Raw genomic sequence first — 25693 nt, forward strand, 5'->3', positions numbered from 1 at the left:
TACCCATTATTACACAAGCTGCATTTCCCGTTGTTTTTGTGTTTGAAATTCATATTTGCCTTCTACATATACAGCATGCCAAATCATAAAAATAAGAACGGTCCAAATTTTACGGCTGTTATCTTTCTTCCCTTGGCAATGTTCTTCCAGTAAATCTAATACATATTGCTTGTTAATAAGATGCCCCGTTTCGCTTTCTTTAATAATGGTCACAGCCCAATCATGCATTTCTGCTTTCAGCCAATGGCGAATTGGCACCGGGAATCCCAGTTTCTTTCTATTTAATACATGATCAGGGACAATTCCTTCTGCAGCTTTTCGAAGGATGTATTTGGTCGTGCCATGAGCGGTTTTATAGCGCGTTGGAATTTTGGACGCCACTTCAAATACTTCTTTATCAAGGAATGGAACGCGCAATTCCAAAGAATGGGCCATTGTCATTTTATCTGCCTTTAACAAAATGTCACCGCGCAGCCATGTATGAATATCAATATACTGCATGCGATCGACATCGTCATAACCGACCGTTTCTGCATAAAATGGCTTTGTAATGTTAGTATATTCAAGGCCGTCGCGATATTGTCGCAATAGTTTCCGTTTTTCCTCTTCTCCAAACATCTTCGCATTACCGATGTACCGTTCTTCCATCGGCGTAACTCCGCGTTCAATAAAGCTTTTCCCTTTCACACCATCAGGCAAAATGGAAGCCAACAATCGAAGCAATTTTTTCCCAACTTCCGGTATGTTTTGAAAAACAGCTAACGATTGCGGTTCACGATAAATATTATAGCCGCCGAAAAGTTCATCTGCTCCTTCTCCTGATAATACGACTGTTACATGTTTTCTTGCTTCGCGAGCTACGAAGTACAACGGAACACAAGCCGGATCGGCCAGCGGATCATCCATATGCCAAATAATCTTCGGCAGTTCTTTCATATATTCTTCCGGTGTGATCACGTAGCTAATATTTTCCACACCCAATTTTTCCGCTGTTTCTTTAGCCACATCAATTTCACTATATCCATCGCGTTCAAATCCGACAGAGAATGTTTTAATCTTTGGATGGTATTGCTTGGCAATCGCAGCAACAAAAGAAGAATCAATTCCCCCTGAAAGGAAGGATCCGACAGGCACATCGCTTCTCATGTGTACTTTTACAGAATCAAGAAGCGCCTCACGCACCATTTTCACATATTCGTCTTCTTCGCGGTAAATCGGTTGGAAAGCGGCTTTCCAATAACGGCGAATCGTCATGTTTTCGCCGACTTTTTTAATAAAATAGTGGCCAGGTTCCAATTTTTGAATTTCCGCATGCAATGTATCAGGTTCCGGAACGTATTGATACGTAAAATAATGTTGAGCGGCATTCGCATTTAAGCTGCTTTCTTCACTGGCAAGCAAAATGCTCTTCTTTTCGGAAGCAAAAAAAGTACGTCCTCCTTCTTCTTTATAAAAAAATGGTTTAATGCCGAACGGATCTCTTGCACCGAACAACACTTGTTCTTCTTTATCCCAGATCACAAAAGCGAACATACCGCGAAGCTTTTCTACAGCTTTTTCTTTTAGGCGGCTGTACAAAGCGACGATGGTTTCTGTGTCAGACGAAGTAGCAAATTCAACGCCTTCTTTTAAAAGTTCTTCCCGTAATTCCACATAATTGTAGATCTCGCCATTAAAAATAATCCAATATCGTTCATTTTCAAATGACAGCGGTTGGTTTCCGTTTTCAAGGTCAATAATACTTAAACGTCGAAATCCTAATTGAACGTGTTCATCTTGATAAAATCCATCATGATCAGGACCACGGTGATAAATGATATCGTTCATTAATTTAAATTGTTCTTCCGTTAATTTCGGATAATCTTTATGATCATAAACGCAACCGATAAAGCCGCACATGACTATCACCTTTCTGTAATTTAAGTTCACATTACTAGTTTAACGAAATTGTGAATCTTGGCAAGGAATTTATTTCATGAAAAATTTCCATTTCATTCCGGAAGTTCCAAAATCAAATCACTTCCAATACCTCAACAGGAAAAGCGTCCAAGTTCAAAAGTCGAATTTTTTATCAGTCCTTTTCTAGTTGTAGGAGAGTTTGCCTATTGGAATGTTGTATAAGTATCCCCTTTTTCACGATGATTCATCAATTGTACCATTTATTCTCCACTATAGATGGCCACAATATTTGGATTCATTAAATAATCTTCACGTTCAAATGAAAAAGGAGCTACAGCTAAAAGTGTAACTCCTGTACATTTGTCTATTGATTTAATGCTTGTTCGCGAAGCGTTTGGGCTTTATCTGTTTTTTCCCAAGGAAGGTCCAAATCGGTGCGTCCGAAATGGCCGTATGCAGCTGTTTGTTTGTAAATTGGGCGACGCAGATCAAGCATTTTGATAATTCCAGCTGGACGCAGGTCGAAGTTCTTTCTCACGACGTCTACCAATACATCTTCTGATACAGCTCCAGTTCCGAATGTATCGATGGAAATCGATACCGGCTGAGCTACCCCAATCGCATAAGCAAGCTGTACTTCACACTTTTCTGCCAGTCCAGCTGCCACAATATTTTTAGCTACATAGCGGGCAGCATAGGCTGCAGATCGGTCTACTTTCGTCGGATCTTTCCCGGAAAAAGCTCCTCCACCATGTCTTGCGTAGCCGCCGTAAGTGTCTACGATAATTTTCCGTCCCGTTAATCCGGCGTCACCTTGAGGTCCTCCAATAACAAAACGGCCGGTCGGATTGATGAAATATTTCGTTTCATCATCGATCAATTCTTTTGGAACAATTGGGTCAATAACATGTTCTTTAATGTCGCGCTGAATTTGCTCTAACGTGATTTCCGGATGATGTTGGGCCGAAATGACAATCGTATCGATGCGCACAGGCTTGTCGTTTTCATCATATTCAACCGTTACTTGCGTTTTTCCGTCCGGACGCAAGTAAGGAATAATCCCTTCTTTGCGCACTTTTGTCAACCGGCGGGATAAAGAATGGGCTAAAGAAATAGGAAGCGGCATTAATTCTTCCGTTTCATTGCAGGCAAATCCGAACATCAAACCTTGGTCGCCCGCGCCAATCGCTTCAATTTCTTCATCCGTCATCGATCCTTCTCTTGCTTCCAGGGCGCGGTCCACCCCTTGAGCAATGTCGGGAGATTGTTCATCGATAGACGTCAAGACACCGCAAGTATCTGCGTCAAAACCGTATTTCGCCCGGGTATAGCCAATATCCCGCACCGTTTGGCGTACAATTTTGGGAATATCCACATAAGAAGACGTCGTAATTTCTCCAGAAACCAGCACAAGCCCAGTTGTTACTGAAGTTTCAGCAGCCACCCTTGCATTCGGGTCTTTTTCGAGAATAGCATCGAGAATGGCATCAGAAATTTGGTCGCAAATTTTATCTGGATGCCCTTCGGTGACAGACTCTGAAGTGAAAAGACGGCGTTTTTTTGACATCAAAGTTCCTCCTATCGCAGTTTCGATCAATTCCATTTCCTTCTTTTAACCCGCCAGTTAAGGTCTTGACAACAGAGAAAGTAAGCCTTATCTTTTTGGGGTCAAAACATTTGAAAATGAATGTTCGCTTTATTTTTAAACGGTACTCGTTTCCTTTCGTAGTATGGTATGATTGCCCGTTTCCAAAGGACCGGCAATCTCAATGGTCCAGCGCCAAACTCAATCAAAAAGAAAAACCTTTCCCAAAAGAATGCAGAGGAAAGGTTTTTGGTTACATGCGCCTTTCACTCTTATCGTTCAAGGTATTTACACCTTGCATCAGGTTAGCACCTTTCTCACAAGCCTCTCGCGTCGCCGGTACGACATAAGAAGCATGTCCTTTTACCTGACGGCTTCAAAATCATCGCTTGTCGTTGAGAAGGTTGCCGGGTTTCATCGGGCCTGTCCCTCCGCCAACTCAGGATAAGAGTATCCGTTCAATGTTAAACTATAACGTAGAAACCAAACGGGTGTCAACAAAATTTTGTCTTTCCGTTGACGCAATGTTTTCTTCCTGAAATAGAAATAAATTCTATTTTAAACCCGTCGCAACAGACGGTTTAAACGGACTCATTAAAACCTGAACCAAAAAACTCTGAATCATATCCTGTTTCTCCCTTTTTTCTTCCTTTTATATAGTATAGAATAGGCATGCCAATTAAGGAAAAGATGAAAAAAAATAGACAAAAATTTACGATAAATAGTATAGACTAATCGAATAAAAGTGTTATACTATTTCTTAAGTGAACTCGAAAATAACATCTAAAAATAAAAACAAAAGGATGGTTATTATTTATGAATTCTGTCATTTCAAATGAAATTTTGGAATTAGTTAAGGGATCCAATGTCCATGTTCAATTATCTGTCCCACAACTGGTGGAAAAAGTCCTTTCCAGAAAAGAAGGCGTATTAACTTCTTCCGGCGCCGTTCGCGCTCAAACCGGAAAATATACCGGGAGATCACCAAAAGACAAATACATTGTAAAAGAGCCATCAACCAAAGACAAAATAGACTGGGGACCGGTGAACCAGCCGATTTCTCCAGAAGTTTTTGATAAATTATACCATAAAGTCATTCGTTATTTAAAAGAACAAGAAGAAATTTTCGTATTTAAAGGATTCGCCGGCGCCGATCCATCTCATCGCCTTCCGATTCAAGTAATCAATGAATACGCATGGCATAATCTTTTTGCCCATCAGCTTTTTATCCGTCCGACGGAAGAAGAATTAGCAGGTCATCAGGCGGAATTTACCATTCTTTCAGCCCCTAATTTTAAAGCTGATCCTGAAGTTGACGGAACGAGATCAGAAACCTTTATCATTATCTCTTTTGAACGCAAAGTCATATTGATTGGCGGAACTGAATACGCCGGAGAAATGAAGAAATCCATTTTTTCGATCATGAATTACCTCTTGCCGGAATCCGGCGTCTTATCGATGCACTGCTCGGCCAATGTCGGTTTTGAAGGAGACGTTGCTCTGTTCTTCGGGCTTTCTGGAACGGGAAAAACTACTTTATCCACAGACCCGAACCGCCGTTTAATAGGAGATGACGAGCACGGATGGTCATCTACAGGAGTCTTTAATATCGAGGGCGGCTGCTATGCAAAATGCATCGGGCTTTCTAAAGAAAAGGAACCGCAAATTTATCATGCGATCCGCTTTGGGTCCGTTCTTGAAAATGTAGTATTAGATGAAAATACTCGGATTCCGGATTATAACGACTCTTCTTTGACAGAAAATACTCGTGCCGCCTATCCAATTGACGCGATCGATAATATTGTCGTTCCAAGTATTGCAGGTCATCCAAACACGATTATCTTTTTGACCGCAGACGCTTTCGGTGTTCTGCCCCCTATCAGCAAATTGACAAAAGAACAGGCCATGTACCATTTTCTAAGCGGATACACATCCAAATTAGCCGGTACGGAAAGGGGCGTTACCTCGCCTGAAGCAACATTCTCCACATGCTTTGGAGCGCCATTCTTGCCTCTTCCGGCTACACGATACGCAGAAATGCTCGGCGAAAAAATCGATGAACATAATGTGCAAGTCTATTTGGTCAATACCGGATGGACAGGCGGAGAATACGGCGTCGGATCCCGAATGAAACTATCCTATACACGTGCAATGGTTCAAGCCGCTTTAGAAGGCGAATTAGCTAATACCGAAACTCAGAAAGACGAAATTTTCGGTCTGGAGATCCCTCTTCATGTTCCGGGAGTGCCGGACGAAGTATTGCTGCCGAAAAAAACATGGCAGGATGAAAAAGCATATGAAGAAAAAGCACTGGAATTGGCGGCCCGCTTCCGCGAAAACTTTAAGAAATTTACCAATGTACCCGCAGAAATTGAAAAATTGGGTGGACCTATTCAATAAAGATCGGCCGTTTGAAAGATATCCAATAATACCGAGATCCAACGTCAAACATCCCCTTCCCCCGCAATAATTTTCTTGCGGAAGAAGGGGATAGTTGCTTTTATGATCATTTTGGTCCATTTTTCCTTTCAAAATGCCCCATCACCAACACGGTCCATGCACTTCGTAGATCAGTTGGAAGATGTTTAAAAAATGATTAGAAATCGAGTAGGAGGGAGCGATTAACTCCCGTCCTCTCACACCACCGTACGTACGGTTCCGTATACGGCGGTTCAATTAAGATAATTGACGCAAGTCTTTATAACTTCCGTGAATAGCTGTTCTCTTTATGCCAGTGGTCACTCCACCCTCCAAGAGGTCTCCCACGGGATTCACCGCTTCCTCCCTCAAGTGAGGTACTACGTTTTCTGTGTTCATCATGACTCACTGAATACCAAGGGCTATTCTCTCTTAATTGTTCGGTCCTTCTTAGTTGTTCTAGACCAACTAATACTATGACCTCTGCTGACTTCTGACGGTTCAGCTACTTATCACTAAGTAGGTTATGAAGAGTACTTCACATATCCGCCAGACCTCCCCGGGTAAGTACATGCACTTTCACACCATCTATCCGCCTCATTTACTCGATATGACCTTCGACAGAAAGAGCTTTGTTTTGTTATGCAAACTCACTCAATCATACCTAGCCTTATATGAGGTTCGTGTTCCTCGGACCGGTGTTTTGCCTCCAGCTTCCTTCAGATTCCGCGTCACCACGGACACCCTTGCTCTTGGCTAACCTCTACTTCTGTCTTCGGGGTTCGGGACTTACACCCTATAGTTCATGTACATGCCGGGCGCACATAAAAAATAAGGGTGCTGTTGCGCAACCCCTTATTTTCTGCCTTTGAAAAGGTGAACAGTCTATTGATTTTTTCAGTTCGTGGAGTTTAAAGCAATAAGCCTGTATGTGATGAGAGTTTCCTGATTTTCCCACACTACTTTTTCAATCACAGCGGTACCTGAAATATCGCCATCCAACGTTTTTTTGACAGGAACAGGTACATGCAGCGGATAAAGACGATACCCTTTTTTTCTTAACTGAAATAGATTTCCTCCCACTCTTTCCTCATTTCCTTTTGTCACAATCATTGTATTCAGTTCCAGCGGCATTCCCATCGTTTATGCCCTCCCAATGAAAATATCGTTCTCTCCCTTATCCTATCACGACAGGACCTGATTTTTCATCCATTGACAAGAGGATGTCACCATTTTGCGGTTCATTGCGGGCGGAAAATAATGAGTGAAGTTCGGAAAATACCAAGTAGTCACACGTTTTCCCAATTCTTTCAGTCTTTTTTCCAAGCGGTAAGCGTGTTCAATTGATACATTTTGATCTTTTCCCCCGTGTATGATCAACACTGGACAACAAAGATTTTCTAAATGATAGATAGGTGTTCTCCACTTATATTCTTCTGGCACTTTTTTCGGACTTCCGCCGATCACCCTTTTCATCATCCTTCTTAAGTCCTTCCGCTCTTCATAAGTTAATTCCATATCTGTTACCCCGCCCCATGAAACGACCGAAGCAGCATCCCGTTTTTCAATCGCTGTCAGCAGTGCCATAACACCGCCGCGGGAAAAGCCGAAAATATGAATTCGGTTAGGATCCACCTTCGGATTTCTTTTTAACAATTCAAAACCGGAAAAAGCATCTTCACGATCTTTTCCCGCGAAATCTTCATTTCCTTCTCCTCCTTGATTTCCCCTGTAAAAAGGTGCAAATACAACAAATCCTTCCGAAGCAAATTGCGCGATTCGGGCCGGTCGAACCATACCGACGCTTTTGATCCCGCCCCGCAAGTATAATAATCCATCATACAGACCTTCTTTTTTCGGCACCGCAAGCAACCCTTTCACCCTTAAACCGCTTGACCAATAGGTAATCATAAAAAGATTCACATTTGGACTAGGAGAAGGAAAAACATATCGTTCAATGATCTGACCATCTTGCACGTTACCACCACCTTTCCCGTTCTCTTGCTTGCAGCCGTTTTTTGTTCAACTCCAAGAATTTGTTTCCACGATCCTATGTACTTTGTACTAAAACTGATAAATTACTGTTTTTTGGAAATTGAGGCAAAAAACGGCACATCCTATTCGCCCATTGTACAGCTTTTCTTGCAACGCATTTCAAAATGGGCGTTCACACATTTTTTGCCGTCATCATAAAATAGGATGAATCAAACGTACTATAAAATGACTAAAGGAGGCATTGTCCATGTCGAGTACGTTTAAAATGTCGTTTTCCATTCTCTTTGCTGCCGTGTTAATCATTGGGTTAAGTGCTTGCCAATCGAATGAAACAACTCAAAAAACAGAAAAAATAAGAGTTGCAGAAGTGACACGATCGGTTTTCTATGCCCCCCAATACGTTGCGCTCGCCAAAGGCTTTTTTAAAAAAGAAGGATTGGACGTACAGTTAAAAACCACTTGGGGCGGCGACAAAACGATGACCGCTCTGTTGTCGGGCGGTACAGATATCGGGCTTGTAGGCTCGGAAACATCGATTTATGTCTACACTCGCGGCTCTAAAAACCCAGTTATTAATTTTGCTCAATTGACCCAAACAGACGGAACGTTCCTCATTTCCAGGAAGAAGATAGATCACTTTACATGGAGCCAATTAAAAGACTCCCGTTTTCTCGGGCAACGTAAAGGCGGTATGCCGCAAATGGTCGGAGAATACGTGTTAAAGAAAAACGGAATTGACCCGCATAAAGATCTCCATCTGATACAAAATATCGACTATGCCAACATCCCGAACGCATTCGCTTCCGGCACCGGAGACTTCGTACAATTATTTGAACCTCAAGCCTCCATTTTTGAAAAAGAAGGAAAAGGATACATCGTCGCTTCGTTCGGAAAAGAATCAGGCCATGTTCCGTATACTTCTTACATGGCGACAAAAAGCTATATGGAATCTCACCAATCTGCTGTTTCTAAATTTACCCGTGCCATCTACCAAGCTCAGCAATGGGTCGCTGACCATAACTCGAAAGAAATTGCGCAAGTCATCCACCCTTATTTTAAAGATACGGATACCGATATGCTCGCGAAAGCGATTGATCGGTATAAAAATCAAGGAACTTATGCAACTGATCCAATACTCGATCCAAAAGAATGGAATCATTTGCAATCGATCATGAAGGAAGCCGGTGAACTTCCTAAGCAAGTAGATTACAAAACTCTTGTAAACACTTCATTTGCCGAGAAAGCCATAAAAGATTAAGGAGGGGCTATTCTTGAGTTTCGTCGAAATCGATCATGTCTCTCATACTTACTTTACCCCCGAAGCAGCTTTCGAAGCTGTTCATAATATTCAAATGACCGTGGAGGAAGGCGAATTTATTTCTTTATTAGGGCCGAGCGGCTGCGGGAAAACAACCCTCCTATCGCTCATCGCAGGACTGATGACCCCGACGTATGGAACGATTTATGTGGACGGACAACATCCAAAAAATTTAAAAAATACCATCGGTTATATGCTTCAGCAAGATTACTTATTTCCTTGGAAAACCATTGAACAAAACGTTCTGCTCGGCTTAAAAGTAATGAAACAATTAAACGAAACGAGTAAAGCAAACGCCCTATCCCTTTTGGAGCAAATGGGATTAAAAAACGTTCGCAATCAAACACCTCGGCAGCTGTCGGGGGGAATGCGGCAAAGAGTGGCACTAGTCCGAACATTGGCAGTCAATCCGAAACTGCTGTTATTAGATGAACCTTTTTCTGCCTTAGATTATCAAACAAAACTGAAGCTTGAGGATTTAGTTTTCCAAACGCTAAAGTCTTTTCAAAAAACGGCTATTTTAGTGACACACGATATTGGCGAAGCGATTTGTATGAGCGACAGGATCTATCTATTTTCCAAAGGTCCCGGACGAATCCATAAAGTCTTTGAAGTGCCGGATGAACTGAGATCCCTTTCTCCGCTCGAAGCAAGAAACCATTTATCCTTTACACCGTTTTTCCAAGAAATATGGAAGGAGTTGGAAAGTCTTGAAAATAGATGATCGCATTTCCTCACTGCATCAGAACTATAAATTAAAAATCAAAAAGGAAAAACGGTTCATCACCATATGCCAGATCCTATTATTTCTCGCCTTTTTCACGATCTGGGAAGTCGCCAGCCGCCGGGAATGGGTGGATCCGCTGATCTTCAGCTCTCCCTCTAAAATTTGGCATTTGCTTCTCAATAAAATCAGCGATGCTTCCTTGTTTCACCATATGGTCGTTACTTTAACAGAAACAGCGGCGGGATTTATCATCGGGACTTTAGCCGGCACGATACTTGCCACTATTTTGTGGTGGTCTCCTCTTCTTTCCAAGATTTTGGATCCTTACCTCGTTGTGTTAAACGCTCTGCCTAAAGTAGCTCTTGGCCCGATTCTCATCGTCGCGTTAGGCCCTGGTTTTACTTCCATCATCACGATGGGAGCAGTGGTTTCCGTCATCATCACCACCATCGTCGTATATACGTCCTTTCGGGAAGTGGATCCAAACTACTTGAAAGTATTGCAGACGTTCGGAGCCACCCGGAAACAAATCTTTCAAGAAGCTGTTTTTCCATCCAGCCTCCCCGCGATCATCTCTACTTTGAAAGTAAATGTCGGTCTATCATGGGTAGGCGTGATTGTCGGAGAATATCTTGTTTCCAACGAAGGACTCGGTTATTTAATCATTTACGGGTTCCAAGTATTTGACTTTACGCTTGTACTCATGTCGTTATTGATCATTGCCGTATTGGCAGCCATTATGTATCAAGCAGTAGCCGTGTTGGAAAAATTAACGGCCAAGAATCGAAACTAAAAAGAAATGCCCTGCGATTGTTTCAAATAACGCAGCGTTTGCTGCACCACATCGTCTTTCATCAAAAAGCTGAATTTACTTGAGTTCAAATACCGATTCAAGTCCCCTTTTATTAAGACCGGGCCGTCTGTTTCCAAATAATCCTTTTTAGGAACCAACGAATCAATCATGCCGTAGCATATCGCTTTTACAAAAGGCTTTATAGGATCTTTGACCAAATATTCACCCAAATAGAGCAAATGGTTGTTCAACAGGCCGCCTGTTTCTTCCCAAACTTCCCTTTTGGCGGCCTCTTGCACCGTTTCTCCTTCTTCGATTTTTCCACCTGGAAATTCCAATCCCCTTTTCGGATGATTGGTCAAAAGCCAGCTATCGTCGTATCGGCATAGAACAAGAACATGCTTTGGAGGGATGGTAAAAGCATTTTGAGAAAAACAAAGCTGCACTTCATATCCGTTTTGATCGTAAAACTTCTTCATTTTTTGGTCACACTCGATTTTCTTGGTTTTACCGATATTATACCGTGGAATGAATCGTTTCGCATTCCTTCTATTCGTTACAAATCCCCTTTTTCGTCCCAATAGCTGCCATCCAAAATCCCTATTTGTTCGATATGATTTTTGGCCTCATCATCGCCCAATTGATAAATCATTTCATAGATTTTGCGAAGATTTCGGTCATAGGCATCATTTTCCCGATCGTAATGGTATTGAACATACGGGGCGTGGCTGCGGAAAAAATTTTGCCATTCTACCGAATAATTCGATTCAAATATTTCGCGCAAACGAGTAATTTCTTCGTCTGTGGCAAAAATCCGATAATTCCATGGGGAATCCTGGGATGTTGTGAGAATCTCTCCATTCCCGACATGTACATAGTAAGTTTTTTTCTCACCGGCCAAATGATATCCTCCTCTTTTCCTATTTCTCATTTTTACTTTTTTCCACTCGCTCTTATAATATACAAGCATTTCTATTTGCTCTTTTCACAACCTTTTAACGCTAAGAAAGAAAAAGAAGTGGAAAGTTAAAAATCCGCCATTCTCCATCGCTCGGAATAAATCATCAGCAAACGGAAAAAATGGAGAAGAATGCTTGCATAAAAGCTTTTGGAATCCAAAGGTAAAGGAGGCTTTCCATATGAAATTAGTCGATGAATTATACGAACTGTATCGAGGGCGCTTGCAAGGAACGGAAGAAGACTTAGATATGATTACGTTATCCGTTTTAGAACATTTGTCTCGAAAAGAACTGCTGGATATCATCCACGATTTGCCCGATCCAGAACTGGAATATTTTTTTCGATTATATTTATTTGAAGAATTAAAGGAAAAATTTGCTCAGGAAGATGAACAGCTGTTAAAAGGAAAGCACAATTTCCACTAATTGGTTACATAAGCCATGACTTTACGGTCCACAAAAAAAAGCACATGATGACGCCCGGTAAAAAATCGCAAGACGTCATCATGTGTTTTCGATTAGTGCTGATTGCAAATTTCCTATTATGGGAGGACAACCAGCCTGTTGACTTCACCATTGCTTAAGCGGTCAAATCCTTCATTGATTTGCTCCAAAGGAATAGTGCCGCTAAGAAGTTTATCAATCGGCAGTTTCCCTTGTTTATACATATCAATAAATCTCGGAATATCTCTGGAAGGAACGCAGCTTCCGACATAAGAACCTTTCATCGTTCTTTCCTCTGCCGTTAAAGTCACTTGCGTGAATGAAAACTTGTGCGAAGGGTGAGGAAGACCGGTTGTAATCGTCGTTCCACCTCTTCTGGTAATTTTATAAGCCGTATCCATGGCCGGTACCGCTCCTGCCGTTTCAAACGCATAATCAACCCCTCCGTCAGTAGCGGCCTTCACGTTTTCTACTACATGCTCATCTCCTGCATTGAAAACATCCGTCGCACCAAGCTGTTTGGCGAATTCCAGCTTTTCTTGATTCAGATCAATGGCGACGATCTTTCTCGCACCAGATGCCACCGCGCCTAAAAGGGCGCTCAAACCGACTCCGCCCAACCCGACAATCGCCACGGTGCTTCCCATCTGTACTTTTGCGGTATTCACTACTGCTCCGACTCCGGTCATCACCGCACATCCGAATAATGCCAATCGTTCAAACGGTACATCCTTATCCACTTTTACAACTGAATTTCTGGCAACCACTACATATTCAGAAAAAGCCGAAACGCCGAGATGGTGATGAATATCTGAACCGTTTTCATGCAGTCTTCTTTCACCGCTCAATAGAGTACCTTGATTATTTGTTTCGGCTCCTTTTTCGCATAAAGCCGGCCGACCTTCCTGACAGGGCAGACAATGTCCGCAACTAGGAACAAAGACACAAACTACATGATCGCCTTCTTGTAAATCGTCTACCCCTTCTCCGACTTTTTCTACAATTCCTGCTGCTTCATGTCCCAGTGCCATTGGTGTAGGCCTTGGTCTGTCGCCGTTAATCACAGATAAGTCTGAGTGGCATAATCCAGCCGCTTTGATTCTTACCAGGATTTCTCCCCTTTTCGGCGGATCCAGCTCCAATTCTCTTATTTTCAAAGGCTGGCTTTCTGCATACGGACGTGATAATCCCAACTCATACAATACGGCTGATTTTGTCTTCATTTTGCTAGTACATCTCCCTATTCATAATATCCTTCAGTAGACTTAATAAATGATTGAAATTGTTGGCTGTCGTGGCCAAACCATACTTGAGAATTGGTTTCTTTCGCCAATCTTTTAATTTTTTCCACTGCTTTTACATAACCTAAAGAATCATAAATAATTCCCGGAACTTTGATGGGAGTGCCATAATTTTCAGCTGAATAGACAGCATCGGAAGCTAAAATAATTCCTCCCGTACCCGGCAGTTGAACATGCAGACCTAACATCCCCCAAGCATGGCCGCTGCCAAAGTTCAAAAGCGTCACATCTTCCGCCAATTTAAGCTGGTCCTCATTTCTGCCGATGGTCTTCCACTGCAGATGGTTTTTGATCCAAGCATCAATATCAGCCCAAATATAGGCGCCGCCTTTTTGATGCTCAGCATAACATCTTAAAGCACCGTTCAATTCATCTTCATGAACGATAATCGTCGCATTTGTAAACATTTCCAAGCAGCCGGCATGGTCCAAATGCAAATGAGAAGCTACAACGTATCGGATATCTTCAGGACGCACTTTCAACTGTTCCAGCCGGTTATGTAAATAGCATTCTTCGCTCGCTTCCCAAGGAAAGGTCTTTTGGGTCATTTCTTCCCAGCGCCCTTTCACTCCCATTGAGTTCGGATTGCAAGCGGTATCAAACAAAATTTTTCCTTCCGGATGATCGATCAGTACGGTATAAATCGGAAACTCAATAAATTCCGCAGGCTGGTTTGGATGATCTACAGTAGCCGGATTATGCATGGCAACCATAAAGTTTTTATCCATTTTCATTCGGCCATTATCCAGCACATATAGTTTAGAATGCGCTTTCACAAAATTCGTCATCACAGCACCTCCATCTTTCCGTATTTACTGACGGCTCTTTCATTTTCCCAACGAATCCAATACATTCAATAATCCTCTAAATTTCAGCTATCCTTTCCCTTATCCTTTTATCACCCCCGATTAGGATCACTAAAACCGTCCGTCATTTTTTCCTCCACCAGATGCAAATCAAATCACTCTTTTGTTCAATTCGGTCTATTCTTTTAATTCATTATTACATAAATTATCTAATAATTAAATATAAAGTGAAATTTCCGTTTTATTAAGGCGTACAGTTTAATACCTGCTCCATAACGACGTCTTCTTTTTCTCTTGGAAATAAAAAAGTAGTATGTTAAAATCTAAACGCTTTATAATATTATATATTTTCTGAATAATATATAATAAAGAAAAAAGTTAGATACCATCCCCCCTTTGACCATGGTGTTTCTTTTTACAGGAGGAGAATTTCTTATGACAGATGGGAGGTCTGCTTTTCTTGTTTTTCTAGCTGCAATATTATGGGGGACAACGGGAACAGCCCAAACTTTTGCACCTGATAGCGCCACCCCTGTTGTTATCGGAGCTGTCCGGTTAGCCATCGGCGGTCCCGCGTTGCTCATCTCCGCTTTTTTGAAAGGGAAATTAAATCATCAAGGGTGGTCGGTTATCCCCGTTATCATGGCTGCATTATGTATCGCTGCCTATCAACCGCTTTTTTTCTCCGCAGTGAAATTAACAGGAGTCGCAATAGGAACCGTTACGGCAATCGGAAGCGCCCCGATTTTGGCAGGCATCCTTGAATGGATTGTGAAGAGGAAAATTCCTGAACGAAATTGGTGGCTTGCGACGTTTTTAGCAATGATGGGCTGTCTATTGCTTATTCGGAATGATCATGAAATGAATGCCGCGCCGTTAGGCATCATTATGGCAATTGGTGCGGGATTATCATTTGCGGCATATACGTTGATCACGAAACATTTGCTCGAAAAGCACATACCCGAGGCAGTAGTTGGGGTTGTGTTTACTTTAAGTTCGATTTTCTTAACCCCCTTTTTATTTGTATACAATCTCAAATGGCTATTAGATCTTCATGGGATAGCTGTTGCTTTATATCTCGGACTTTTTGCCACTGCGCTTTCTTATATGTTTTTTGCGAAAGGACTGATGGGGATCCACGCCTCAACAGCGGTTACCCTTTCTTTGGCTGAACCGCTCACTGCTGCATTACTTGGTGTTTTCATAGTTGGTGAGACGCTGGCTCCCATTGCATGGACAGGAGTTCTTTTGTTATTCATCGGGTTAGGATTATTGTCCTTTAAACCCGGAAAGCAAAAAAGAAGATAGTTTGACCCATCGATCATACCCGTTATTTCATAACATGATCGCTTTCAATAAGATCGGAAAGAGCATATTAAAGGAAGTTATCATCATGTTAATAATTATCTTTCCGAATTTCCAAGCTGAAGAATTACCTGTATTCCCCGACGTTTTACCAGATGTAAAACTAATTTATTATCAAAACGTATGTTTTTAGGAAATAGGGGGCAACACAAATGGAAACCAATAATCGAAACTGTTTAAGATGCCAAGAAGAGATGACTAGGGTGTCTGTAATCCCCGGCGGTGGCGGGGGAGCATTGCTAATTGAAAAGATGAAGTCAGGATTCTTTAAAGGAAAAACGTCAAGCGTTAACGCATTTGTATGCACTCAATGTGGGTATGTAGAACTTGTTGCTGAAAATCCAGCAATTTTCAAAGAAAAATAAGTTTTATGGATTTCTAATCGAGTAGGAGGGAACGATTAACTCCCGTCCTCTCACACCACCGTAAGTACGGTTCCGTATACGGCGGTTCAATTAAGATAATTGACGCAAGTCTTTATAACTTCCGTGAATAGCTGTTCTCTTTATGCCAGTGGTCACTCCACCCTCCAAGAGGTCTCCCACGGGATTCACCGCTTCCTCCCTCAAGTGAGGTACTACGTTTTCTGTGTTCATCATGACTCACTGAATACCAAGGGCTATTCTCTCTTAATTGTTCGGTCCTTCTTAGTTGTTCTAGACCAACTAATACTATGACCTCTGCTGACTTCTGACGGTTCAGCTACTTATCACTAAGTAGGTTATGAAGAGTACTTCACATATCCGCCAGACCTCCCCGGGTAAGTACATGCACTTTCACACCATCTATCCGCCTCATTTACTCGATATGACCTTCGACAGAAAGAGCTTTGTTTTGTTATGCAAACTCACTCAATCATACCTAGCCTTATATGAGGTTCGTGTTCCTCGGACCGGTGTTTTGCCTCCAGCTTCCTTCAGATTCCGCGTCACCACGGACACCCTTGCTCTTGGCTAACCTCTACTTCTGTCTTCGGGGTTCGGGACTTACACCCTATAGTTCATGTACATGCCGGGCGCACATAGATAAATGGACCTCATCCATCTAAGGTCCATTATTTTGCAAAAACAGCAAACATTTAACAGAGCCATTTAAAAAAAGAAATGAGAGTGTTACACGAATAAAAAATAGTAAACACTCGGAAAGGTTGCTTTTTCATTTAAACACCAACATGCTCTGAATGATGTTTGAGCCTTCATTCGGATATTTCCGGAAGTTCATTTTTGAAAGTGTGAATCTCCCAGTTCATTGGCTCAATGTATTGACTTGTATTGTACTCTTTATACACTCCATAGTGTTTTTATGATGATTGCATGAATAAAAAAGGGTGTTCCTCATTCAAATTCAGGACACCCTCACACTACTTATTTGCCAAGAAAAGAATTCAACATCCAAACATGCTTTTCTAGTTTTTGGTGAATGGAAAGCAGCATATCTCCCGTCGTGTCATCGCCCACTTCTGCGGCCAAGTCCATTCCTTCTTTTAATTCTTTTATTAAGATCGAGAAATCGTTTACGGTCGCCTGCACCATTTCTTCAGCGGTTTCCGTTCCTTCGGCTTCCTTCACACTAGCTACTTCCAAGCTTTCTTTCAACGTAGCGATCGGCTGACCGCCTAATGCCAGCAGTCGTTCTGCCAATTCATCAATATTTTCGCTTGCTTCATTATAAAATTCTTCAAATTTTTCATGAAGGACAAAAAATTGTGAACCTTTTACATACCAATGGAAGTTATGTAATTTTGTGTAAAGCACTGTCCAATTGGCTACTTGCTTATTGACGATTTCCAATAATTTTTCCGACATTTTTATCACCCTCCACATTTATGTTGTTCCCATTTCCATTTTAAACTAAACATGGAACCTTGTCATTTTTTGTACCTCGATCTTGAATCATGATAAAATAAACCTACTGCTAGGGAGAGGTGTATCATGGGAAAAAAGTTTGCCATATTCTTTATCCGAATTTACCAACAAGCGATATCTCCATTAAAACCTCCTTCTTGCCGATTTTATCCAACCTGCTCTCAGTACGGTTTAGAAGCGATAGAACGCTTCGGCGTCCTGAAAGGCGGAATGTTAACATTAAGACGAATCAGCAAATGCCATCCTTTCCATCCCGGCGGCTATGATCCCGTACCAGAAAAATGGCCGCAAAAAAAGAATGATGATTGAAAAAGAAACTCGTTCGTTAAGAAAGCGACCATCTAAATTCCGAATCGTTACAATTCGCTTCCAACTTTATATGTAAGTAAGAGGCATTGACATTTACCTTAAAAGAAAACGTCAATCCATAAAAAAGAGGCTGCCGCTTTGGCAAGCCTTTTTTATTCATCCGAGTTTTGGGCATTCTTTTTCATCATTTCCCGGTACAGCTGTTTTAATTCTCTTCTTAACAATTTGTTGGACGCATTTCTTGGCAATGCCGGCACGGTAAAAAAGCGCCTTGGAATTTTATATTTTGCCAAATGCATTCGGCAATAATCCAATAATTCCTTTTCTGGAACGTTTTTTTTCACGACGAGAAACGCAACCGGCACTTGGCCCCAGTTTGCATCATTTACCCCAATGACTCCGGCTTCAACAACATCCGGATGTCCCGTTAGAACCGATTCGATTTCTGCCGGATATATGTTCTCTCCACCGGAAATAATCAAATCTGAACGACGATCCAACACATACAGAAAACCCTCTTCATCCAAATAGCCGATATCCCCCGTGAACAGCCAACCATCTTGGAATCGCTCGCGATTTGCGTCTTCCCTTTTCAAATAACCTTTCGTCACATTTGGTCCTTTCACGACAATTTCTCCGGCTTTCAGAGGAGGCAGCACTTTCCCATCTTCCATAATGCGAATTTGCGCTGGAAAAAGCGGCTTTCCGGCTGATCCAAGCTTGCTCAAACTATATTCAGGCGGAAGCGTTACGATTTGCGAGGAAGTTTCGGTCATTCCGTATGTTTGAAAAATGGGAATTCCTTTTTCAGAGCATTGTTCCAAAATCGATTTTGGCGCCGGCCCTCCGCCGAGAAGCATGCAGCGGAAACGTGATGAATAGGATTTATTCCCAAGATTATTCAACAAACGCTGCAACATCACCGTCACAACGGAAATAATCGTTCCTTCACCGTTGATCAGCTTATTGTTGATGTCTTCTTCATCAAATCGTTCATATAGCCGAACAGTCATTCCGTATATGATGCTGCGCATTAATATGGAATAGCCGCTGATGTGGAAAAGAGGGACAGCACAAATCCATAGATCATCTTCTTTTAACCCTAAATTCAACGCAGAACCGGCTGCACTCCAAAAATGATTTTCATATGATTGCAATACTCCTTTTGGATTGCCGGTCGTACCTGAAGTATACATAATGGAACATATATGATCCATCTTCCACTCTTCAGCAATAAATGTAAGACGCGGCTCTCTTTCCTTCAGTTCATCTATGCTTGCTTTTTCCAAATTCCCTTTTTGATTTTGGACGCGATCCGCTGTATCTTTAAATTCATCATCGTAAATCAGGAGCTTGGCCTCTGAATCCGTAATCTGCCATGAGATTTCTGATTCTGTTAATCTTGTATTGATCATGACCGCCACTGCGCCTAACTGCTGTAAAGCATAAATAATAAAAATCGATTCCGGTTTGTTTTTGACTAACAAGGCTACCGCATCCCCCGAACTGATGGAGTAGGATGCAATTTTTCCCGCGAATTTCAGCGCTTTTTCGAAAACGTCTTGAAACGTATAAGACTGATCATGAAAAAGAACGGCAGGACGGTCAGGAGTTAATGATGCCCGCTGTTTTAAAAAATTGGGTAATACTGCGGCCACACGAAAACCTCCTTTCTATGATTCAAAAAAGCTTGATGGAATTCCATCAAGCTTTCTTCGTGATTCTTGTACGATATCAAGGGAAACGCGGGAATTGTCCAAAATTTGGTTTACGTTTTTCTTTAAAGGCATCGCGTCCTTCTTTTGCTTCATCGGTTGTATAATAAAGCAACGTTGCGTCGCCGGCCAATTGCTGAATTCCGGCTAAGCCATCGGTATCGGCATTGAACGCCGCTTTTAAGAAACGAATGGCCGTAGGACTTTTTTCTAAAATTTCTTCCGCCCATTTCACCGTTTCTTCTTCTAATTTCTCAAGTGGAACAACTGTATTGACAAGCCCCATTTCCAATGCTTCCTGAGCGTTGTATTGACGGCAGAGATACCAGATTTCTCTCGCTTTTTTATGACCGACAAGACGAGCCAAATAGCCAGCTCCGTATCCACCGTCAAAGCTTCCCACTTTCGGCCCGGTTTGTCCGAAGATCGCATTGTCAGCCGCAATCGTTAAATCGCAAACGACATGAAGGACATGACCGCCGCCAATGGCATATCCGGCTACCATCGCAATAACCGGTTTCGGAATCACGCGAATCAAACGCTGCAAATCCAAAACATTTAAGCGCGGAATATTATCTTCTCCTACATAGCCGCCATGGCCGCGGACTTTTTGGTCACCGCCGGAGCAAAACGCTTTGTCTCCCGCACCTGTTAAAATGATGACTCCAATATTAGAATCATCGCGAGCATACGAAAAAGCATCGATCATTTCCATGACCGTTTTCGGCCGAAAAGCATTTCTGACTTCCGGGCGGTTAATCGTAATTTTGGCAATGTGGTTATAAGTTTCATAAATAATATCTTCGTATTCGCGTTCCTTAACCCAAGGAAACCCCATTTTCATTCTCCTCCTTATGTAGAACTAATAAACTCGTTCACTATTGTACCAAACTTTTGACTATCTTCGACATGAATTGCGTGCCCCGCGCCTTCGACTTCTTCCCAACGTCCATTCGGCAGCATTTTTTTCATTTCTTGGGCAATTTTTTTAAATTTCACATCCAGTGAACCGGTGATCAACAGCACCGGCATGTCCAGACGATCTAATTGGCTCCACCAAGACGGCTGTGCGCCAGTACCCATCCCTATAAGAGAATTGGCCAGTCCTAAAGGATGTTGGCGAAGTCTTTGTTCGCGGATTTTTTTTCTGATCTCGATCGGCAATTGAGACTGAGAAGCAAACAAAGGGATCTTTTCCCACTCATCTACAAATGCACGAATTCCGGCTTGCAAAATTTTTTCTGCCAATGCATGATCTCGTTTTCTGCGCGCAGACCTTTCCGTTTCAGTTTTCAAACCGGGAGAAGAACTCTCCAAAATCAACCGTTTGACTCTTTTCGGATATAATACCGCCATCGTCAAGGCTAGCCGCCCTCCCATGGAATAGCCGATCACATTGATTTTCTGGATATTGAGACGTCTCAATAGTTCGATCACGTCACCAGCAATCTTTTCGATCGCATATTCTTCGCTGTTTTCCGGATGTGCGCTGTTGCCATGGCCGAGAATATCGATGGAAATGCATTGATAATCTTTTTGCAGCTTTGCCACTATTTCATCCCATGTTGTATGGTCGCCGGTAAATCCATGAAGAAATAAAAGCGGCTCCCCTTTTCCAGCGATTGTGAAATAATACGTTCGGCCATTGACCGTCATATTCATTTTCTCTCACCTAGCAGCATAGAAGTTATTTCCCGGGAAACATTCTTCCACAATTGTCGATGGACCATGACATTTTTTTCCCGATTGGTCGGTACTTCAATAATGGATAATCCTTCATGGGAAACCGCTTTTTGGACAGACTCTTGAAATTCATCCCAGCTTGATATTTTTTGATAGTCGCCTCCGTACATTTCAGCAGCAAGCGAATAATCCAGATCGATGGGAGTGCCAAAAAGTTCTTCAAAATGTTTTGGATGCTCTGCCTGGGGCAAATAAGAAAAAATGCCGCCGCCGTTGTTGTTGACGATGATGATATTCACATTCAATCGATGCAGTTTAGCTGCGAGCAGCCCGTTCATATCGTGAAAGAGCGAAAGATCGCCGATGACTAAAAACAATGGCTGCCTAAATACGCTCGCCCCCATGGCAGTGGAAACAACCCCGTCAATGCCATTGGCTCCCCTGTTCGCCATAATTTCAATCTGTTTAGAATTCTTAAAGAAGAAGGAATCTACATCTCTAATCGGCATGCTGTTGCCTACGAAGAGAGTGGCTCCTTCAGGCAATGCATGATGAAGCTGATAAAACAGTTTCCCTTCATCTAAAAACTCGACATCATTTACGGTGCGCATCCATTCTTTTGTTTTCTCGTTGACGGCTATCCATTTTTCAATCCACTGGGAATGATGGTTTCTTCGTACTTTTTCAGATAATTTTCGGCAAAAAGATGTTTCCTCACAGGCAATCATTCGTGTGGCAGAATAAGATGGGTCACGCCAAAGACCTCCGCCATCTACCACCCATTGCTCAGCATCACGGTTTTCTTGCAAAAAGAAAGTCAACGCTTTAGAGACCGGCATGGCACCAAAACGAATGATCACATCTGCAGCAAGCAGACGGCGGACGGTTTGATCCCGCAAAAAAGAATCATAACTGTCTATAATTTCTTTTGACAAAAAAGGGCCGCTTCTCAACTGTGAGAGCGGGTCCGCCAAAACGGGAAAACCTAACGCTTTCGAAAGCTTCACGACTTGTTCGGAAAAACCGGTGGAATCAAGCGCTCCACAAACGATAATCCCGCGCTCATATTGAACCAGTTCATGCGCAAGGCCTTCCAGTTCCTCCTCCGGAAGTTCACGCGCAACATTTTGAAGCTGAACAGTCCGTCCAGTTTGTGTGATGGATTCGTAAGCATGCTCATAATCAGGGATAAGCGGTTCACGAAACGGAAAATTCAAATGAACCGGGCCCATCGGTGCTTGAGAAGCTATATAAACGCTTCGAGCCGCATTCGAACGCACGTAGCGAAGCATCGTATCCCCCGTCTCCGGAAGCGCCATATCGACAAACCATTTCACATGGCGACCGTAAAGATGATTTTGATCGATCGCTTGCGGTGCCCCTACTTCTCTTAGTTCATGTGGTCGATCAGCGGTAAGAACAATCAAGGGGACGCGTGCATAATTTGCCTCGATCACAGCCGGATAATAGTTGGCTGCAGCAGTTCCGGATGTACAGAGCAACGCGATCGGTTTTCGCAAAGCTTTTGCCATGCCCAAAGCAAAAAAACCGGCTGACCGCTCATCGATGTGAAGATACAAATGCAGGTCAGGATGTTCTGCCATCAACATGGCCATCGGAGTTGATCGCGAACCCGGACTGACGACAACATGGCGAACTCCTGCTTTCGTCAATTCATCAATGAAATGGGATAAATACAATGTCAATGATTCATTATTCATGGATGTCTCCTCCTATAGCCCGGAGCATTGGCCGAAACTTAATGCTTGTTTCTATATATTCGCTCTCCGCTTCTGAATCAGCTACAATTCCGCATCCTGCGTATAGATAAGCTTGAGCGTCATGAAAAAGACCAGAACGGATGGCCACTGCAAATTCTCCGTTTCCGTCGCCATCTATCCAGCCGATAGGTCCGCCATAAAGACCTCTATCTATTCCTTCCAATTGACGAATCTTTTCCAGCCCTTCTTGCTGAGGCAGACCGCCTAACGCAGGAGTAGGATGCAATCTTTCAACAAACTGCAGCACCGACATATTTTGACGGTTTTTTCCGACAACAGGCGTAAAAAGATGCTGTATATCACTCAATTTCAGCAGCTCCGGCTGTTCTGGAATTTGAACGTTTTCACACAAACTGTTGATGACGCTGCCAATCATATCGACAACCAACTGATGTTCTTTTCGATTTTTACGATCTCCCATTAATTCTTGTCCAAGCTTTTGGTCCTCTTTTAAATCTTTGCCGCGCCGGATCGAACCAGCCAAGCATGTGGAAAGCACATTTTCATGCCACTTTTGGACCAATCTTTCTGGAGACGCGCCTAAAAAACAACGATTCATCGTTTCCAGCGCAAAGAGGAAGCTTTCATGCTGCTCCTCCCATAAACGTTTTAATACAGCTTCCAGAAAAGGTCTTTCTTGAAACTGTACGGTTAACATTCTGGCTAATACCACTTTTTTTAGTGTTTCATTACGGTGAATTTGTTCAACCGCTTTATGGACTGCTTGCTTCCATTCGTTGCTGCCGTGCTCAGCCACATTTACGATGGCCGTCATTCTTCCTGGGACTTCTTTCGCATTTCTAATGACCTTTTCTTTTTGGCTGATCCATTTTTCAAGAAAATCGTCTTCTTCATGGGCCGTATGAATCACGTTGGAAGTCAAATATGTACGGTCTTTTTTTATCGTTACCATAAACGACGGAAGAACAAAATAGGCAGAAGAAAACGGAGCCCATTTTTCCTCTTTTATCGTGCCGGGGTCAAAAGAAAAACCACCGAATAAAAGGGGGCCGGTGCCCATAACCTCTTTATGGGCGTTTTCGATCACCGCTTCTTTCAATAAATGATTCCATTTTTCCTCTATTTCTTTATATCTTTCTTTAATTCCCTTTTCGCTCCTTAAAACAGCTGCATTCCCCACACCAACTATAATCGTGTCGCTTTCGGAGTCTTTCCAAAAAAAGCGTTCACCTGAATAAACGGAATCATTGCCATAATAAAAAGCGAGGGGATCTATAAAATCCATTTCTTCTGTTATACTGAAAAGCATAGCTTGATTCTTCCTTTTTCTGTTTTCCAATTTGCTCATCAATTGAACAGGAAGATGATGACTTTTAATAGACAATGAAACAGCCTCCACTTCAACTATACTTTATTCGACTCTCGCGTTTAAACTTCTTTAAAGATACACCTCTGTCGTTTTTAAAGTCAACGTAACACTTTTTTCACAATTCCATTTCTATTATATCTTAACCTTGCCAAAGATTAATCAAATACGCTTGCCCACAATAAAATAAGCTAAAGAAAAAGTTGGCATTCGCATTACGACGAAAGTCAGAAGGATCCAGCAGAGATTTTAATCGGCTGTTTCTTTTCCCGCGCATTCCTTAGGCTGTCATTATCCCCCCTCCCGTTCATCAATCGGTAAAAAAAGATTGACACCTTTTGTTTCATTTTCTATAGTGATGGTGGGAGAATAGGATGTTTTATAGGCTATTTTTACTAGAAATATAAGGAGAGATCCATCAATGGAAATGCATACAACTCCTGCTATACAGCCGGAGAAAGGATGGCGTGTTTGGTGGCGTCTTACTCGTCCACACACCCTGACAGCCGGCTTTGTTCCTGTTTTAATAGGGACCGCGCTCGCATATCAATATACATCGATACATTTTGGTTTATTTTTTGCCATGCTGTTGGCTAGTTTGCTGATCCAAACGGCTACCAATATGTTTAATGAATATTTCGATTATGTGCGCGGCTTGGACACGGAGCATTCAGTCGGAATCGGTGGAGCCATCGTACGAAACGGCATTAAACCGAAGACTGTTTTATCTCTAGCTTTTGCCCTGTGCGGAATATCTGTACTGCTCGGCGTCTATATTTGCATGCAATCAAGCTGGTGGATTGCGGCTGTCGGAACGCTTGGAATGATTGCCGGATACCTCTATACGGGCGGACCGAAACCGATTGCTTATACCCCGTTTGGCGAACTGACATCAGGCTTGTTCATGGGACTTATCATTATTTTAATATCCTTTTACATTCAAACGGGATTCATCACCACTACAAGTGTTCTGATCTCGATTCCCATTTCTATTTTGATCGGCTCCATCTTATTGGCGAATAATATTCGAGATTTGGATGGCGACAAAGAAAACGGCAGAAAAACATTAGCCATATTGCTCGGTCGAGAAAATGCGATCCGTTTCCTGCAAGGGATGTTTATCGTTTCGTATGCTTGGGTAACAGCCCTCGTCCTATTTCAAATCGCCTCTCCATGGCTATTGATCGTCTTTTTAAGTGTACCAAAAGCTGTCAAAGCTGTTAAAGGATTTATCGGAAAAACAAAACCAATCCAAATGATGCCTGCCATGAAAGCTACCGCACAAACGAATACGATCTTTGGATTTTTGTTATCAATCGGGCTTTTTATCAGTTACTTCTTATAACCTGTCCCTAATGAGGACAGGTTTTTTCTTTGTACAAAAATAGATGTCTGGATGATGA

Annotated in this window: 23 protein-coding genes and 1 riboswitch; of the genes, 9 read left to right on the top strand and 14 right to left on the bottom strand. The window is 42.3% G+C overall.

Translation table 11 applies throughout. The features are described 5' to 3' along the window. Positions 1–9 precede the first annotated feature (9 nt). Both asnB and metK read right to left on the bottom strand, forming a co-directional pair. Positions 10–1899: an asparagine synthase (glutamine-hydrolyzing) gene (asnB, locus tag NST12_RS12655; protein ID WP_048623868.1), complete on the bottom strand. Its 1890-nt coding sequence runs from the start codon at positions 1897–1899 to the stop codon at positions 10–12. Positions 1900–2263: 364 nt separating this feature from the next. After that, positions 2264–3466 (bottom strand): methionine adenosyltransferase, encoded by a 1203-nt coding sequence (gene metK, locus NST12_RS12660; protein ID WP_048623869.1) that lies wholly within the window; start codon positions 3464–3466, stop codon positions 2264–2266. A 287-nt stretch (positions 3467–3753) separates the two neighbouring features. After that, a riboswitch (SAM riboswitch) is annotated at positions 3754–3935 on the bottom strand. 365 nt (positions 3936–4300) lie between these two features. Here metK and pckA point away from each other — a divergent pair. Continuing rightward, entirely contained in the window at positions 4301–5884 is a 1584-nt protein-coding gene (gene pckA, locus NST12_RS12665) for a phosphoenolpyruvate carboxykinase (ATP) (RefSeq protein ID WP_341030080.1), read from the top strand. A 915-nt stretch (positions 5885–6799) separates the two neighbouring features. On the opposite strand, the gene NST12_RS12670 is transcribed toward pckA, so the two are convergent. Next, a complete protein-coding gene (locus NST12_RS12670) occupies positions 6800–7042 on the bottom strand; it encodes a DUF2584 domain-containing protein (protein WP_003352726.1) in 243 nt (80 codons plus the stop codon). 45 nt (positions 7043–7087) lie between these two features. Then, entirely contained in the window at positions 7088–7813 is a 726-nt protein-coding gene (locus NST12_RS12675) for an alpha/beta hydrolase family protein (RefSeq protein WP_244878074.1), read from the bottom strand. Between the two features lie 331 nt (positions 7814–8144). Here NST12_RS12675 and NST12_RS12680 point away from each other — a divergent pair, with 331 nt between their 5' ends. From NST12_RS12680 to NST12_RS12690, 3 genes are read left to right on the top strand one after another with little or no spacing between them, the layout of a single operon-like run. Further along, positions 8145–9155 (top strand): ABC transporter substrate-binding protein, encoded by a 1011-nt coding sequence (locus tag NST12_RS12680; protein ID WP_003352724.1) that lies wholly within the window; start codon positions 8145–8147, stop codon positions 9153–9155. Positions 9156–9168: 13 nt separating this feature from the next. Beyond that, a complete protein-coding gene (locus NST12_RS12685; protein WP_327823836.1) occupies positions 9169–9939 on the top strand; it encodes an ABC transporter ATP-binding protein in 771 nt (256 codons plus the stop codon). Beyond that, complete coding sequence (locus NST12_RS12690) at positions 9926–10735, top strand: ABC transporter permease (protein ID WP_048623873.1); 810 nt, start codon at positions 9926–9928, stop codon at positions 10733–10735. The genes NST12_RS12685 and NST12_RS12690 overlap by 14 nt, the downstream gene beginning before the upstream one ends. Here the strand turns inward: NST12_RS12690 and ytkD are convergent. Next, positions 10732–11214: an RNA deprotection pyrophosphohydrolase gene (ytkD, locus tag NST12_RS12695; RefSeq protein ID WP_003352721.1), complete on the bottom strand. Its 483-nt coding sequence runs from the start codon at positions 11212–11214 to the stop codon at positions 10732–10734. The two genes, NST12_RS12690 and ytkD, sit on opposite strands and share 4 nt — an antisense overlap. A gap of 77 nt (positions 11215–11291) precedes the next feature. Further along, on the bottom strand, positions 11292–11636 hold the full coding sequence (locus NST12_RS12700; RefSeq protein ID WP_341030081.1) for a hydrolase: 345 nt from the start codon (positions 11634–11636) through the stop codon (positions 11292–11294). A 238-nt stretch (positions 11637–11874) separates the two neighbouring features. Here NST12_RS12700 and NST12_RS12705 point away from each other — a divergent pair, with 238 nt between their 5' ends. Continuing rightward, entirely contained in the window at positions 11875–12120 is a 246-nt protein-coding gene (locus tag NST12_RS12705) for a DUF6154 family protein (protein WP_003352715.1), read from the top strand. Positions 12121–12236: 116 nt separating this feature from the next. Here NST12_RS12705 and NST12_RS12710 read toward each other — a convergent pair whose 3' ends face one another. Both NST12_RS12710 and ahlS read right to left on the bottom strand, forming a co-directional pair. Further along, positions 12237–13361: a zinc-dependent alcohol dehydrogenase family protein gene (locus NST12_RS12710; protein WP_048623875.1), complete on the bottom strand. Its 1125-nt coding sequence runs from the start codon at positions 13359–13361 to the stop codon at positions 12237–12239. Positions 13362–13378: 17 nt separating this feature from the next. Further along, positions 13379–14227 (bottom strand): AhlS family quorum-quenching N-acyl homoserine lactonase, encoded by an 849-nt coding sequence (gene ahlS / locus NST12_RS12715; protein ID WP_341101423.1) that lies wholly within the window; start codon positions 14225–14227, stop codon positions 13379–13381. A 453-nt stretch (positions 14228–14680) separates the two neighbouring features. Here ahlS and NST12_RS12720 point away from each other — a divergent pair, with 453 nt between their 5' ends. Next, positions 14681–15553, top strand: a complete 873-nt coding sequence (locus NST12_RS12720) for an EamA family transporter (RefSeq protein WP_341101425.1) — start codon at positions 14681–14683, stop codon at positions 15551–15553. Positions 15554–15762: 209 nt separating this feature from the next. After that, positions 15763–15975, top strand: a complete 213-nt coding sequence (locus NST12_RS12725; protein ID WP_048623878.1) for a hypothetical protein — start codon at positions 15763–15765, stop codon at positions 15973–15975. 999 nt (positions 15976–16974) lie between these two features. On the opposite strand, the gene NST12_RS12730 is transcribed toward NST12_RS12725, so the two are convergent. Next, complete coding sequence (locus NST12_RS12730) at positions 16975–17415, bottom strand: Dps family protein (protein WP_048623879.1); 441 nt, start codon at positions 17413–17415, stop codon at positions 16975–16977. A gap of 126 nt (positions 17416–17541) precedes the next feature. On the opposite strand from NST12_RS12730, the gene yidD reads away from it, so the two are divergent. Further along, on the top strand, positions 17542–17784 hold the full coding sequence (gene yidD, locus NST12_RS12735) for a membrane protein insertion efficiency factor YidD (protein ID WP_270583970.1): 243 nt from the start codon (positions 17542–17544) through the stop codon (positions 17782–17784). Positions 17785–17936: 152 nt separating this feature from the next. On the opposite strand, the gene NST12_RS12740 is transcribed toward yidD, so the two are convergent. The 5 genes from NST12_RS12740 to NST12_RS12760 form a co-directional block, all read right to left on the bottom strand. Next, entirely contained in the window at positions 17937–19442 is a 1506-nt protein-coding gene (locus NST12_RS12740; RefSeq protein ID WP_341101426.1) for an o-succinylbenzoate--CoA ligase, read from the bottom strand. Between the two features lie 76 nt (positions 19443–19518). Beyond that, positions 19519–20337 (bottom strand): 1,4-dihydroxy-2-naphthoyl-CoA synthase, encoded by an 819-nt coding sequence (gene menB, locus NST12_RS12745; RefSeq protein WP_003352704.1) that lies wholly within the window; start codon positions 20335–20337, stop codon positions 19519–19521. 14 nt (positions 20338–20351) lie between these two features. After that, positions 20352–21161: a 2-succinyl-6-hydroxy-2,4-cyclohexadiene-1-carboxylate synthase gene (gene menH / locus NST12_RS12750; RefSeq protein WP_048623882.1), complete on the bottom strand. Its 810-nt coding sequence runs from the start codon at positions 21159–21161 to the stop codon at positions 20352–20354. After that, entirely contained in the window at positions 21158–22903 is a 1746-nt protein-coding gene (gene menD / locus NST12_RS12755; protein ID WP_327823830.1) for a 2-succinyl-5-enolpyruvyl-6-hydroxy-3-cyclohexene-1-carboxylic-acid synthase, read from the bottom strand. Before menD ends, menH begins: the two co-directional genes overlap by 4 nt. Continuing rightward, a complete protein-coding gene (locus tag NST12_RS12760; RefSeq protein WP_048623884.1) occupies positions 22896–24308 on the bottom strand; it encodes an isochorismate synthase in 1413 nt (470 codons plus the stop codon). The genes menD and NST12_RS12760 overlap by 8 nt, the downstream gene beginning before the upstream one ends. 403 nt (positions 24309–24711) lie before the next feature. On the opposite strand from NST12_RS12760, the gene NST12_RS12765 reads away from it, so the two are divergent. Beyond that, positions 24712–25635, top strand: coding sequence for a 1,4-dihydroxy-2-naphthoate polyprenyltransferase (locus tag NST12_RS12765; protein WP_048623885.1), 924 nt, complete (start codon positions 24712–24714; stop codon positions 25633–25635). Positions 25636–25693: the final 58 nt, after the last annotated feature.

The sequence above is a fragment of the Bacillus sp. FSL W8-1127 genome, assembly GCF_038006725.1.
Lineage (GTDB): Bacteria > Bacillota > Bacilli > Bacillales > DSM-4216 > Bacillus_O > Bacillus_O smithii.